A 13856-nucleotide genomic window follows, 5' to 3' on the forward strand; every position below is an offset into this window, starting at 1 on the left:
CGGACCTACCAGCCGACGACGGCGTACGGGACGACGACCAGGGCGCAGACGGGGTCGCCCTCGCAGACGACGCCCTCGAGCACCCACTCCGGCGGCGCGAACTCGGCCACCTCGTCGGTGGTCATGTCCTCCAGGCTCGTCCTGATGTCGGTCGTGACGGCCTCCGGGGTGGGCCCGTGGTGCTCGACGAAGAACCCGCCCTGGCCGTCGACGCGCTGCGCCCAGCCGACCCCGGCCCACACCTGCTCGCCCGGCACGTCGGTGCCGTGCTCGGCGTAGACGCAGTAGACCCGGTCGCCGTGGTGGCCGTCGACGACGTCGTCGGGGCGCGCGTCCCGCCAGCGGGCGGGCAGCGCCGGCCCCTGGTCCACCCGGCCGACCCCGACGGCCGTCCCGGGCGGGATGACGCTCGAGAGCCGGACCAGGTTGTAGTGGCCGAGCCCGACCGCCGTCAGCGCCCGGTGGAACGCGGCGAGCCCGGTCCGGGCCGTCGCCGTCGCCCCCAGGACCGGCAGCCGGTGCGGGACCAGGCCGGCGCCGGGCGGTCGCGCCGCGGGCGTGCGGGGACCGTCGACGAGCTCGGCGCTCACGCCGCGCGACCCGCGATCGCGTCGAGCTCGTGGACCGCGAGGCCGAGCTCCTCGGCCAGGTCGTCGAGCAGCCCCGGCGCGTGCTCGAGCACCCGGCAACCGCCGTGCTCCAGCTCGCCGCAGAGCGCGGCGACCCGGACGGCGCCGATCGTCGCGGCCGAGCCCTTGAGCTCGTGGGCCGCCATCGCGAGCGCCTCGTCGTCGCCGCGCCCGACGCAGTCCCGGATCGCGGCGAGCCGGTCCTCCGCCCGCCGTGTGAAGGACGAGATGAACGTGGCCAGCAGGCTCCCGCCGTCGGGCGTGCGCAGCTCGGCCAGCCCCTCGATCTGGTCGGCGTCGATGTGCCCCAGGTCCTCCACGAGCGAGAGGTCGGCCGGGTCGTCCCGGGCGGCGAGCGGGCCGTCCTCGTGGGGCGGCGGGGCCCAGCGGTCGAGCACCTCGGCCAGCACGTCGGGATCGATCGGCTTGGCCACGTAGTCGTCCATCCCCGCGCCCAGGCAGCGCTCCCGGTCGGAGACGAGCGCGCTCGCGGTGATCGCGACCACCGGGGTCCGGGCGTGCCCGCGCTCGGCCTCGCGGATCCGTCGGGTCGCGGCGAAGCCGTCCATCACCGGCATGTGGCAGTCCATGAGCACGACATCGTAGGTCTGGCGGCCGAGCGCCTCGAGCGCCTCGAGCCCGTCGCGGGCGACATCGGTCTGGAAGCCGAGCCGTTCGACGAGGCCCCGGGCGACCAGCTGGTTCAGCTCGTTGTCCTCGACGACCAGCACCCGGCCGCGGGACGGCGGCGGGACGGCCGCGAGCGAGCGCTGCGCCTGGCCCTCGCCGTCGTCGCCCCGCCGTCCGCGGCCGGTCATCAGGCGGACGATGGCGTCGTAGAGCGCGGCCGCCCGCACCGGCTTGTTCAGCCAGCGGGCGACGCCGACCTCCGCCAGCATCGGCTGCGGCAGCCGCGGCGCCGAGCTGAGCATGATCATCGGCAGCCCGGCCGTCTCCGGGTCCGCGTTGATCAGCCGGGCCAGCTCGAGCCCGTCCACGTCGGGCATCAGCATGTCGAGGATCGCGAGGTCGTAGCGGCGGTGCGCGGCCCGCACGGTGCGCAGCGCCTCCTGCGCGTGGGCCGCGCTCTCGACGGCGTCGACCGCGATCCCCCAGGCGCTCAGCTGGCCGGCCAGGATCGTGCGGTTGGTGGCGTTGTCGTCGACGACGAGCGCGTGCAGCCGGGCCGGCAGCGACCCGAGCGCCGGCAGGTCGGACAGCGCCGGCGGCGCCAGCTCGGCGACCGGCAGCCGGACGTCGAACCAGAAGGTGCTGCCCTCGCCCGGGGTGCTCCGGACGCCGACCTCGCCGTCCATGGCCTCGACCAGCCGCCGGACGATGGCCAGCCCCAGCCCGGTGCCGCCGTAGCGCCGCGTCGTCGACGCGTCGGCCTGCGAGAACGAGTCGAAGAGCCGCGGCTGGTCGGCCTCCGCCACCCCGATCCCCGTGTCGACGACCTCGACGTGGACGCCGACGGTGCCGCCCTCGACAGGAGTGCTGGTCACCCGGATCCGGACCTCGCCCTGCGCGGTGAACTTGACCGCGTTCGAGGCGAGGTTGAGCAGCACCTGACGGACGCGCATGTGGTCGCCCCGGACGCCCCGCACCGCGTCCAGGTCGAAGTCGACGAGCAGCTCCAGCCCCTTCGCGTACGCCGCGGGCGCGAGCAGGTCGCCGACCTCCTCGACGAGCCGGCGCAGGTCGAAGTCGTCGGAGTCGAGCACGACCTTGCCGGCCTCCAGCTTGGAGAAGTCGAGGATGTCGTTGATCACGTCGAGCAGGGCCTGCCCCGCGTGGTGGACGCCCTCGGCGTAGTCGCGCTGCTGCGCGTCCAGCTCGGTGTCGAGGAGGAGCGAGACCAGGCCGATGACGCCGTTCATCGGCGTCCGGATCTCGTGGCTCATGGTGGCGAGGAACTCCGACTTCACCCGCGACGACCGGAGCGCCTCCTCGCGGGCCTCCTCGAGCGCCTCGGCCTCACGCTTGCGCTCGGTGATGTCCTGCGCCGAGAACGAGATGCCGACCACCCCGCCGCAGGCGTCCCGGACCGGGGAGACGGTCATGGCGATGGGGACGGACGTGCCGTTCGGCCGGCTCCATTCGGACTCGATGGTCGGCAGCTCCTCCTCGCGCGCGGCCGACTGCAGCATGGCCACGAGGAGCTCCTGGGTCTCCTGCGGGAGGAAGTCCGGGCTCTGGCCGATCACGTCGACGGCGCGGTAGCCGAAGAGCTCCTCCGCGGCGGGGTTCCAGGTGGAGACCGTGCGGTCCAGGTTCCAGCCGACGACGGCGTCGCGGGAGGAGGTGACGATCGAGCCCACCGTCGCGAGCTCGGACGTCCGCTCGGCGACCTTCCGCTCGAGGTCGCGCGTCAGCGTGAGGTTCTCGTAGACGATCATGACCTGGCGCGCAGCGACCGTGATCAGCAGCAGGAGACCGGCGGCGATCAGGAACGGGTCGTCCACGATCGGGTGCAGGGCCAGGACGACGCCCGCCGCCGCCACCGGGACGTACGGCAGCAGCTGGGCGGTCAGGTCGAGGTTCCAGTGCCGGCTCCCGGCGGAGCGCGCGGCGGTCTGGGACGACAGCCCGATCAGCACCGGGACCGCGACCCAGCCGAGCACCAGGGGCGTGCCGGTCGCTCCGGTGGCGCCCTCGGCCAGGAGCCGCACGTACAGGCTGTCGGTGACGGCGAGGGCGAGCAGCCCCGCGCCCATGCAGAACCAGCCGAGGCGGTCGGCGACCGCCTGCCGCATGCCGAGCGTGAGGACCACCGCGCAGATCGCGATGTCGGCGACCGGGTACGCCAGCGTGGCCAGTCCGGCGGGGGACGACAGGTCCATCGCCTGGCGGAGCACCCCGAGCACGGTGCCCTCGCTGACGATCAGGACGGAGGTCGTGATGACCACCGCGTCGACGACGCCGCGGAAGCGGGAGATCAGGCGTTCCGGAGGACGTGGGAAGAGGAACAGCGCGATGAGGAGCGGGACGCAGTAGCCGAGGTAGCTGAGGATGTCGGAGACCCGCGACGGCTTGGACTGCGTGCCGTCGAGGATCCCGATGGTGAAGAAGACCTGACCGAGCATCCCGAGGCTCAGCGCCACCGTGACGAGGGTCCACGCCCGCCGCGACGGCGTGGGACGCCGGGCCGCCTGGACGCAGCAGACGACGCCGAAGGTCATGGAGGCCAGGAGCGCGACGTTGCCGACCAGGAGCCGGTGGCCGGTCTCGGGCGGCCCGCCGGCGAGGTGGACCCCGACGACGGCCGCGAGCAGACACCAGGCCACCAGCTGGGCGGCGAAGTCGAACCACCGGTTGGAGGTCGCCCGGGCGAGCAGGGGCGGGTGGGCGACGGCCGTCACGTCGACCGTCGGGCCGTGCCGCAGGAGATCTCGGAGAACATCAGTGCGTTTTCTTTCGTCCATCCCCCGATGACGGTGTCCGCACGAAATCTACTGCACGGCGGTCCGGCCCGCCCGCGTCGGACGCGTCAGCGCGAGCCGACCGAGCCGCCGGGGACGACCGGCACGCCCGGCGCCCGGACGCGGTTCCACCACAGGGAGAGCCCGACGGCGAGCACGACGAGCAGCCCGCCGCCGCCGGCGAACCAGGACGCGACGTCGACCTCCTTGCGCGCGACCGTCACCTGGCTCGGCAGGTCGGCCAGCGCCAGGGTCAGCTGGTCGGCGTCCAGCGCGCGGTAGTACTCGCCGCCGGTCGTCTTCGCGACGCCCTCGAGCGCCTCCTCGTCGATGACCAGCGGGCTGCGGCCGCCGCCGAACCCGCGACCGCCGCCGCCGAAGCCGCCGCCCCCGCCGGCCCAGCCGCCCGCCTGCTGGCCGGTGCACGCCATCCGCGTCGGGGTGGTGGTGCCGAAGCCGATCGTGAAGACGCGGAGCCCGCGCACCGCGGCCGTCTCGGCGGCGGTCGCGGGCTCGACCCCCTGGGTGTTGGCGCCGTCGGTGAGCACGACGATCACGTCCGGGGCGACCCCGGAGCGCTGGGCCGCCTCGGCGTCGACGCCGCTCGGCGCGACGGTCGGGTCGACCGCGGCGATGCCGTCGATCGAGGTCATGATCGCCGAGCCGATGGCCGTGCCGCGGGCCGTCGACAGCCCGTTCACGGCGGCGACGAGCGCGTCGGTGTCGGTTGTCGGCGGCACCTGCAGGCCGGCCACCCCGGCGAAGGCGACGAGCCCGATGCGGGTCTTGCCACCCTCGTTCTCGATGAACCTGATCGCCGCCTGCTGGGCCACCGTGATCCGGTTGGGCTCGACGTCGGTCGAGCACATGGAGCCCGAGACGTCCATCGCCAGCATGATCGTCGTCGAGTCGGACGCGACCGGGACGCTGGCCTGCGGCCGCGCCGACCCGACGCCGAGCGCCGCGAAGCCCAGCAGGAGCAGCAGGCTCGGCAGCAGCCGCACCCACCGCGTCTTCTTCGGCAGCGCCGCGCGCACCAGGGCGATCGAGGTGACCCGTACGGCTGCCCGTCGCCGGCGACGTCGGAGCAGCCACGTCAGCGCGAGCACCGCCGGGATCGCCAGCAGGGACAGCAGGGCCCAGGGCCAGGTGAAGGTCATACGAGACGGCCCGTCCTCAGCGCGGTCAGGACGGCGCCCGCGACCAGGAGCGCGAGCGCGAGGGCCGTGACACCGCCGGCCAGCGGGACGTCCTGCTCGGCGACGGTCAGGCGGAGGTCGATCCCCGAGGCGACGTCGTCGAGCTGGGCGGCGTCAGAGGCCGGGTGGTAGGCGCCGCCGGTCGTCTGCGCGAGCTGGGTCAGGCGGTCGGTGTCGAGGGCGGTGTGGAGCTGGAAGCCGTCGACCTCGACGTTGGCGCCGGACGCGGTGCCCACGCCGACCGTCTCGAGGTGGACGCCGGCGTTCTGTGCCAGGGTCGCCGCCGTGGTGGCGGCCTCCGCGCTGCCGCTGGAGTCGCCGCCGTCGGAGAGCAGCACGATCGTCGCCGAGCCCCAGTAGCCGAGTTCGGGCAGGGCGCCGCTCTCGGGGAGGGTCACGGTCTTGCCGGTGATGGCGCTGAGCGAGCCGAGGATCGCCGAGGACAGGGACGTCCCGCCGGAGAGCCGCAGGGCCTGGACCGCGGCCTTGGACGCCGCCCGGTCGGCCGTCGGCAGCGAGGTCGTGAGCGCACCCTGGTCGAAGCCGACCACGCCGATGTCCACGGTGTCGGGCTGCGCGTCGATGAAGGCGTCCGCCGCCTGCTGCGCGGCCGCCAGCCGGCTCGGGGCCACGTCGGTGGCCCCCATGCTGCTCGACACGTCCATCGCCAGCACGACCGTGCCCGCGCTCCGACCGACCGGCAGCGCGGCGGCCGGTCCGGCCCAGGCGACGGCCAGGAGGAGGACGCCGCCCAGGCTCAGCCAGAGGGCGAGCGGCACCCCGGCGCGGCCCGGAGTGGCGATGCCCGCCGCCGCCAGCGCCGCGGAACGTCGCCGCGTGAGCCGGACGGCGACGACGACCAGCGCGCCGGCCACGAGCAGGCCGAGGACGAGCAGGACGGGGTGCGCGAGGCTCACCGGACGCCACCACGTACGGGCCCCCGGGTCTGCGCGACCACGTCGACGAGCGTCGTCATCAGGTCGTGGGCGGTGTCGACACGGTGCAGCGGCACGCCCGCGCGCCGCATGCCGGCGCCCAGCCCGGCCTCGCGCTCGTCGACGCCCTCGCGGAACCGCGCGCGGAACCAGGGGTCGCCGGAGTCGATCAGCACCTGCTCGCCGGTCTCGGCGTCCTCGACCACGACGAGCCCGACCTCGGGCAGGGCGTCGTCGGCCGCGTCGACGACCCGCAGGGCGACGACCTCGTTGCGGTGGGCGAGCTGCATCAGGGGACGTTCCCAGTCGCCGGTGCCGATGAAGTCCGAGACCACGACGACGAGGTTCCGTCGGGCGAGGCCCGCGACCGCGCTCAGCATCGCGGCGAGGTCGGTGGTCCGGCCCGGGGGCGTCGACCCGGCGTCCGGCGACGTCCGGGTCAGCTCGTGGCCGATGCGCAACGCCTGGCGGCGGCCGGTCCCCGGCGGGACGATGCGCGCGGCACCCGCGCCGTAGAGCACCGCGCCGACCCGGTTGCCGCTGCGGCCCAGCAGGCGGGCCAGCACGAGCGCGAGCTCGCCGAGCACGTCCTGCTTGCCCCGGCCGGGGCCGCCGACGCTCATCGACGCAGAACGGTCCAGTACCAGCCACGAGGTCAGCTCGCGGTCCTCGCTGAACTCGCGCACCTGCGGCTCGTCGAGCCGGGCGGTCACGTTCCAGTCGATGTGGCGGGCGTCGTCGCCCTCGACGTAGGCCCGCAGCCCGGCGAAGTCGAGGCCGCTCCCCCGCCGCGCGGTCCGGTAGGCGCCCTGGACGCGCCCGTCGAGCTGCCGCACGACCCGCCACTCGAGGCGGTGCAGCAGCGCGTCGGCGCGCGTGGTGGGGGGCGGCATGGCCGGGGTCGCGTCCGTCAGCCCTGGAGGACGACGTCGGGCGAGGGCACGGCGCGCAGGACGCGGACGAGGACGGTGTCCGCGTCGAGCCCGTCGGCCAGCGCCTCGTACGAGAGCACGACCCGGTGGCGCAGCACGTCCAGCGCGAGCTCGTCGACGTCGTGCGGGAGGACGTAGTCGCGCCCGCGCAGGAAGGCCAGGGCCCGTCCGCCCAGGACGAGCGCGATCGTCGCGCGCGGGCTGGCCCCGTACGTGACGTACCGGTCGAGGTCCCCCAGGCCCACCGAGGCGGGCGAGCGCGTGGCGGCGACGAGGCGTACGGCGTAGTCGACGATCGCCGGGTCGACGTAGACCTGGTCGACCTGGCCCCGCATGGCCACGAGGTCCTCGGGGCTCAGCATCACCTGCAGCGCGGGGCTCGGCACCAGCGCGCGGTCGACGATCGCGTGCTCCTCGTGCGGGCTCGGGTAGCCGACGACGACCTTCATCATGAAGCGGTCGACCTGCGCCTCGGGGAGCGGATAGGTGCCGTCGGACTCGATCGGGTTCTGGGTGGCCATGACCAGGAACGGCTCCGGCACCCGGAACGTCTCGCGCCCGATCGTCACCTGGCGTTCCTGCATGACCTCGAGCAGCGCGCTCTGCACCTTGGCCGGGGCGCGGTTGATCTCGTCGGCCAGCAGCAGGTTGGCGAACACCGGACCGAGCGACACCTCGAACTCACCGGTGCGCTGGTGGTAGACCCGCGTGCCGACCAGGTCCGCGGGCACCAGGTCAGGGGTGAACTGGATACGCTGGAACTGACCGCCGATCGCGCCGGCGAGGGACTTCACCGCCAGCGTCTTGGCCAGTCCGGGCACGCCCTCGACCAGCAGGTGACCGCCGGCCAGCATGGCGACCGCCATCCGCTCGAGCAGCACGTCCTGGCCGACGATCGTGCGCTTGACCTCGAAGAGCACCTGCTCGAGCGGGTTCGCGACGGCGTTGTTCGTGTCCGCGGCGCTGGCCTGCCGGGCGGCCTGGGTCTGCTGCGCCTGCTCGACGCTCGCGCGCGACCAGGGGTCGTTGCCGGGGCTCGCGCCGCTGGGGTCCGGGCTCATATCTGGGGTCCTCCTCCTGGGCCGGGTCCGTCGCCGCCGCCGGAGAGGGCGGCGCCGATCGGCACGGCGAAGCCGATCCCGGCGAAGGCGTCGTCCCCGCCCGGGTCCGCGATGGACACGACGACGCCGACCACCAGGCCCTGCGCGTCCAGCAGCGGACCGCCCGAGCTGCCCGGGTTGACCGCCGCGTCGAACTGGATCAACCCGCTGATGGAGCCGGCCGTGGTCTTGCTCGTGCGGTTCAGCCCCGACACGATCCCGCTGCTCGTGCTGGCGCGGAGCCCGAGCGGGTTGCCGAGGGCCACGACGTCCGCCCCGACCGCGACCCCGCCGCCCAGGGCCGCCGGGACGACGACCTCCGGCAGCTTCTGCGGCTCGAGCGTGGCGGTGTCCTTCTCCGGGTTGGTCGAGGCGATCTCCGCCTTCGCCTTCGTGCCGTCGGCGAAGAGGACCGTGAGGTCGCCGCCGCCGGAGATGACGTGGTTGGCCGTGAGGATCGTGCCGGTGTCGGTCACGACCGTCCCGGAGCCGAGCGAGCCCCTCGAGGTCTGGATCAGCACGACCGAGGGCACGACCTGCGTGTAGAGCTGCGGCACCGGGAGCGGAGTGGCCGTCGGTGCGGGGGTCGGGGTCGGCGAGGGCGAGGTCTCCGCGTCGGAGGCGGCCGAGGTCGACCCGAGCCGGAAGGCCAGCGCCGCGATCACCGCGATGGCCACGACCAGCACCGCGCTGGCCAGGACGAGCCAGCGCCAGGACGCCGTACGCCGGGGTGCGGCCGACGCCTCGGGCGTGGTGTCGATGACGTCGACGTCCCCGGGGGCCTGGCCCGCGCTCGCCGCGGGTGCAGCGGTCGTCGGACGGCTCGCGACCTCGTCGGCACCGGGCGCGCGGAACCCGCGCATCCGCCCAGCCCCGGTGGGGTCCATGCGGACAGCCTAGGGACGATCCCTGGCAGCGGGCTGTGAGTTGCCGGTCTCCCGCACACTCGGGGAGCACCTGTTCCGCCCGACGAGAGGCACTGCCACCCATGCCCAACCAGACCATCGTGATCACCGGCGCGAGCGACGGGATCGGGGCGGCCGCCGCCCGCAAGCTCGTCGCGGACGGCCACCTGGTGGTGCTCGTGGGCCGCTCGCCCGAGAAGACCGCAGCCGTCGCCAGGGAGCTGGCCGCGCCGTACCACGTGGCCGACTTCTCCGACCTCGGCCAGGTCCGGCGGCTGGCCGACGAGCTCGGGACGGCGTACGACCGGATCGACGTCCTCGCGAACAACGCCGGCGGGATCATGGGCCACCGCACGCTGACCGGGGACGGCCACGAGCTGACGTTCCAGGTGAACCACCTGGCGCCGTTCCTCCTGACGAACCTGCTGCTGCCGCTGCTGACCGCCAGCCAGGCCAAGGTCATCCAGACCTCCAGCATCGCCGCGCGGCTCTTCGGCCACGTCGTCCTCGACGACCTCGACCTGGAGCGGGGCTACAGCCCCGACCGCGCGTACGGGAACGGCAAGCTCGAGAACATCCTCTTCACCCGCGAGCTCGACCGCCGCCATCGGTCCGACGGCATCGCCGCCGCCGCGTTCCACCCGGGCGTCGTCGGCACCAACTTCGCCAGCGACACGACCCACCCGATGCGCTTCCTCTACCAGACCCCGGTGATCAACAAGCTCTTCACCATCAGCCCCGAGCGGGGTTCGCGCGGCCTGCTGTGGCTCGCCGAGAACACGCCCGGCGCCACCTGGCCGACGGGTGAGTACTTCGAGCACAACAAGGTCGCGAAGTCGAACCCCCAGGCCCGCGACGCCGACCTCGCCGTCGGCCTCTGGGACCGCAGCGCGGAGATGGTCGGCCTCTGAGCCCGGGGGTCACCTACCGCTGAGCCGCTCGGTCTCACTCGTCGAAGTCGGTGCCCCGGCTCAGCGTCTCCCAGGTGTCGACCTCGTCGAGCAGGGAGTGGAGCGCGGTGCGGAAGCCGTCCGACGCGTCGTTGCCGAGCAGCAGCATGAAGGGCGGGTTCGGGGACTCGACGGCCTCGATCAGCGCGGCGGCCGCCTTGTCGGGGTCGCCCTTCTGGGTGCCGTGGACGGTGTCGTTCTCCTTGCGGCGCTTGCCGGCGGTGTCCGCGTAGTCCGCGATCGGCTTTGACGACTGCGTGAGCGAGCGGCCGGCGAAGTCGGTGCGGAAGCCGCCGGGCTCGACGGCCATCGCGGTGATGCCGAGCGGCGCGACCTCCTTGCGCAGCGACAGCGTCAGCGCCTCGATGGCCGCCTTCACCGCGGCGTAGTAGCCGGAGCCCTCCGGCGAGATGCGCGCGCCGATCGACGACAGGTTGACGATCGTCCCGGAACGTCGCGCCCGCATGCCCGGCAGGACGGCCTTGACCGTCCGGACCATGCCGAAGACGTGGGTGTCGAAGAGCTGGCGGACGTCCTCGTCCTCTCCCTCCTCGACCGCGGCGCGGTAGCCGTAGCCCGCGTTGTTCACGAGGACGTCGACGCCGCCGAACCGCTCCTCCGCCGCCTTGACGACCGAGGTGACCTGGTCGTCGTCGGTGACGTCGAGCGCGAGGGCGAGCGTGTTGTCGGGGTGCGCGTCGGCCAGGTCGGTGACCTTCGTGACGTCGCGGGCGGTGACGACGGCGTTGTCGCCGCGGGCCAGGACGGCCTCGGCGAACGCGCGGCCGAGCCCGGTCGAGCAGCCGGTGATGAGCCAGGTGGCCATGGGGGTTCTCCTTCGTGCAGCGGCGGTGGGGGCGGGCGACCGGACGTCGGTCGAGCCCGCCGCGCCCCACGATGCCTCATCGGGTCAGCGCAGCGTGGCGCGCTCCTCCGCCGTACGCCGCACGCTCACGTCGCCGAACTGCGTCCGGGCGCGCACCGAGACCGACGGCTCGGACCCGGACGGCGCCCGGTCGGCCTCGAGCTCGTTGCGGACGCGACCGTTCTTCGACGCCAGGTCGAGCCAGGCCGGGACCCCGGCCCGGACGCCGACACCGACCTCGCCGTACGCGCTCTCCGCCTCGACCGAGCCGCTCACGACCTCGTCGAGCCGGATGCTGCCGTACGCGGTCTTCGCCACGACGGAGCCGAGCGCCCGGCCGACCTCGAGGTCGCCGTACGAGAGCCGCGCCTCGAGGTCGCCGCCGGACTCGCCGACGCCGACGCTGCCGTGGGACGCCTTGAGGAGCGCGTCGCCCGCGACCCGGCCGAGCCGGATCGAGCCGTGGTCGGCGGTGACCTCCACGCTCCCGTCGGAGTGCACCACGTCCACGCTCCCGTGGCCGGCCCGCAGCCACAGGTCGCCGGTGCTGTCGAGGTGCGCGCCCCCGGACAGGGCCTTGACGCGAGTGGCGCCGAGGCGGCCCTCGGTGCGGACGGCTCCGACCGCGATCTCGGCGGTCAGCCGCGACCCGGTCGGCAGCTCGACCCGCACGTCGACCGACTCGCCCGGTCCGACCAGGCTGAAGCGCGGCTTCGGCGTGACGACCGTCAGCCGCTGGCCGTCGAGCTCGACGGTCGTCCCGGCGGCGCCACGTCGGTCGGCGTCCTTCGCGGGGTTGGTCGGGGACACGGTGACGACGGTGTCCCCGCGGTCGCCCGCGACGACGTCGATCGCGCCGACGGAGACGTTGATCGCGAGGTCGATCGGGCCGGGGGTGCTGTAGGTGGGCATGCGAGCGCCTTCCTTCTGAGCGTGTGGGTCCGACCGCGCGGTGCCGCGCGGCGGGTGGAGAGGTGGTGCTGGAGCCGGGCTGAGGGCTAGCGCGCCCAGCCGGCGAAGTTGTCGCCCGTGCGCAGCGTGCGCTGGGCGGCCCGCCGCTGCTTGGGCTGGAGCGCCGCCGCGACGGCCTGGACGAGCCAGGTGTTGACGGACACCCCGTCGGTCGCGGCCGCCTCGTCGACCCGCACCTTGAGGGCGTCGGGCAGCCGGAGGGTGGTGCGCGAGGTGCTCACGTCGTCGAGGTCGATCCCAGGCGCGGGTCGCTCGTCCTCGACCTCGGTGTGCGTCAGGTCGACCACGAACTCGACCTCGCGGCCGCGCAGCATCAGGTCGACCGACCCGGGGGCGAGGTCGCGCGTGATCTCGCCCGTGGCCGCGGCCAGCGCGTCGAGCAGGACCAGGCGGGTCGCGGCCTCGAGCGCGGAGGTCAGGCGCTGGGCCACGGCCTGCGTGTCCTCCGTGCCGTTCTCCGCGGCGGCGGCCAGCTGCCGCTGGAGGTCATCGACGTACGGTCCCAGGTCCATGGCACCATGGTGACACTACAGTGGTGTCACGTCAAGCCTCCGTGGTGTCATTCTTCAACGGGAACCGCGCCCTGGCGTCTGGGTTCCGTCGCGGAGGCCTGGTGTGGCACTCTCGTGGGAACGATCCCACGACGGCATCAGGAGCACCGAGCGATGAACACGGCGGCGATGAACGGCTTTCCCGACACGTTCGTCTGGGGCGCGGCGACGGCCGCGTACCAGATCGAGGGCGCGACGACCGAGGACGGCCGCGGCCCTAGCATCTGGGACACGTTCGCGCGGGTGCCCGGCGCGATCGTCGACGGCTCGAACGGCGACGTCGCCGACGACCACTACCACCGCTACGCCGCCGACATCGCGCTGCTGGCCGGGCTCGGCTTCACCGCCTACCGCTTCTCGATTGCCTGGTCGCGCGTCCTCCCGACGGGCGGCGACGAGGTGAACCAGGCCGGGCTCGACTTCTACCGGCGCATCGCCGAGACCTGCCACGCGCACGGGATCACCCCGTACGCGACGCTCTACCACTGGGACCTGCCGCAGCCCCTCGAGGACGTGGGCGGCTGGCTCGTGCGGGAGACCGCGGAACGGTTCCGCGACTACGCCGTCACCACGGTCGACGCGCTGGCCGACGTCATCAGGCACTGGACCACGCTGAACGAGCCCTGGTGCTCGTCGCTGCTGGGCTACGGCGCCGGCGTCCACGCGCCGGGGAAGCAGCTCGGCACCGAGTCCCTGCACGCGGTCCACCACCTGCTGCTCGGCCACGGCCTGGCGGTCCAGGCCGTCCGCGAGCGGCACCCCGAGCTGTCGCTCGGGATCACGGTCAACCTCTACTCGGTGCGCCCGGGCAGCGGCTCCGCGCTCGACGCCGAGGCCGTACGCCGGGTCGACGGCCTGCAGAACCGGCTGTTCCTGGACCCGCTGCTCCTGGCGACGTACCCGGCGGACGTGCTGACCGACACCGGCACGACCGACTGGTTCGCGGAACGTGCCGACGACCTGGCGACCATCGCCACCCCGCTCGACTTCCTCGGCGTCAACTACTACAGCCGCCACACGGTGGCGGGTCCCGCGGACGGGGTGTTCGCGGACCCGACGCAGCCCAGCTCCACCCCCGGCAGCGAGCGGGTCCAGTACGTCGACACCGGCGCCCCGAAGACCGACATGGGCTGGGAGGTCCACCCCGACGGCCTCGTCGACGTGATCGAGCTGGTCCACGAGCGCGCCCCCGAGCTGCCCGTCCTCGTCACCGAGAACGGCGCCGCGTACGTCGACGTGGTCGAGGCGGACGGCAGCGTCCACGACCCCGACCGCCGGCAGTACTTCGAGGGCCACGTCGAGGCCTGCCGGGAGGCGATCCGACGCGGGCTGCCGCTGCAGGGCTACTTCGCCTGGAGCCTGATGGACAACTACGAGTGGGCCTTCGGCTACACCA

The 13856-nt window shown here is 73.9% G+C and carries 12 protein-coding genes; 2 read left to right on the forward strand and 10 right to left on the reverse strand.

Annotated elements, in window-relative coordinates:
* Positions 1-5: 5 nt before the first annotated feature.
* The 7 genes from FHX39_RS18565 to FHX39_RS18595 all read right to left on the reverse strand — a co-directional run bounded on the left by FHX39_RS18565 (position 6) and on the right by FHX39_RS18595 (position 9104).
* A complete protein-coding gene (locus FHX39_RS18565) occupies positions 6-590 on the reverse strand; it encodes a pyruvoyl-dependent arginine decarboxylase (RefSeq protein WP_198424019.1) in 585 nt (194 codons plus the stop codon).
* Entirely contained in the window at positions 587-3991 is a 3405-nt protein-coding gene (locus FHX39_RS18570) for a hybrid sensor histidine kinase/response regulator (protein ID WP_183341956.1), read from the reverse strand. The genes FHX39_RS18565 and FHX39_RS18570 overlap by 4 nt, the downstream gene beginning before the upstream one ends.
* 128 nt (positions 3992-4119) lie before the next feature.
* On the reverse strand, positions 4120-5211 hold the full coding sequence (locus FHX39_RS18575) for a VWA domain-containing protein (protein ID WP_183341958.1): 1092 nt from the start codon (positions 5209-5211) through the stop codon (positions 4120-4122).
* Entirely contained in the window at positions 5208-6167 is a 960-nt protein-coding gene (locus FHX39_RS18580; protein WP_183341960.1) for a VWA domain-containing protein, read from the reverse strand. Before FHX39_RS18580 ends, FHX39_RS18575 begins: the two co-directional genes overlap by 4 nt.
* Positions 6164-7078 carry a DUF58 domain-containing protein gene (locus FHX39_RS18585; RefSeq protein ID WP_183341962.1) on the reverse strand — a complete coding sequence of 305 codons (915 nt, stop codon included), beginning with the start codon at positions 7076-7078 and terminating at the stop codon, positions 6164-6166. Before FHX39_RS18585 ends, FHX39_RS18580 begins: the two co-directional genes overlap by 4 nt.
* Positions 7079-7095: 17 nt before the next feature.
* The gene (locus tag FHX39_RS18590; RefSeq protein WP_183341964.1) at positions 7096-8178 is read right to left on the reverse strand and encodes an AAA family ATPase; all 1083 of its coding nucleotides are present in this window, start codon (positions 8176-8178) and stop codon (positions 7096-7098) included.
* Positions 8175-9104 carry a S1C family serine protease gene (locus FHX39_RS18595; protein WP_232531477.1) on the reverse strand — a complete coding sequence of 310 codons (930 nt, stop codon included), beginning with the start codon at positions 9102-9104 and terminating at the stop codon, positions 8175-8177. Before FHX39_RS18595 ends, FHX39_RS18590 begins: the two co-directional genes overlap by 4 nt.
* Before the next feature lie 101 nt (positions 9105-9205).
* Here FHX39_RS18595 and FHX39_RS18600 point away from each other — a divergent pair, with 101 nt between their 5' ends.
* On the forward strand, positions 9206-10033 hold the full coding sequence (locus FHX39_RS18600; RefSeq protein ID WP_183341966.1) for an SDR family NAD(P)-dependent oxidoreductase: 828 nt from the start codon (positions 9206-9208) through the stop codon (positions 10031-10033).
* Between the two features lie 34 nt (positions 10034-10067).
* Here FHX39_RS18600 and FHX39_RS18605 read toward each other — a convergent pair whose 3' ends face one another.
* The 3 genes from FHX39_RS18605 to FHX39_RS18615 form a co-directional block, all read right to left on the reverse strand.
* On the reverse strand, positions 10068-10898 hold the full coding sequence (locus FHX39_RS18605; protein ID WP_183341968.1) for an oxidoreductase: 831 nt from the start codon (positions 10896-10898) through the stop codon (positions 10068-10070).
* An 84-nt stretch (positions 10899-10982) separates the two neighbouring features.
* Positions 10983-11849, reverse strand: coding sequence for a DUF4097 family beta strand repeat-containing protein (locus FHX39_RS18610; RefSeq protein ID WP_183341970.1), 867 nt, complete (start codon positions 11847-11849; stop codon positions 10983-10985).
* An 86-nt stretch (positions 11850-11935) separates the two neighbouring features.
* Complete coding sequence (locus FHX39_RS18615; protein WP_183341972.1) at positions 11936-12421, reverse strand: histidine kinase; 486 nt, start codon at positions 12419-12421, stop codon at positions 11936-11938.
* 153 nt (positions 12422-12574) lie between these two features.
* Between FHX39_RS18615 and FHX39_RS18620 the strand changes: the two genes are divergently transcribed.
* A partial coding sequence (locus tag FHX39_RS18620) for a GH1 family beta-glucosidase (RefSeq protein ID WP_198424020.1) occupies positions 12575-13856 on the forward strand: 1282 nt, incomplete at its 3' end.

The organism is Microlunatus antarcticus (assembly GCF_014193425.1).
Classification (GTDB): domain Bacteria; phylum Actinomycetota; class Actinomycetes; order Propionibacteriales; family Propionibacteriaceae; genus Microlunatus; species Microlunatus antarcticus.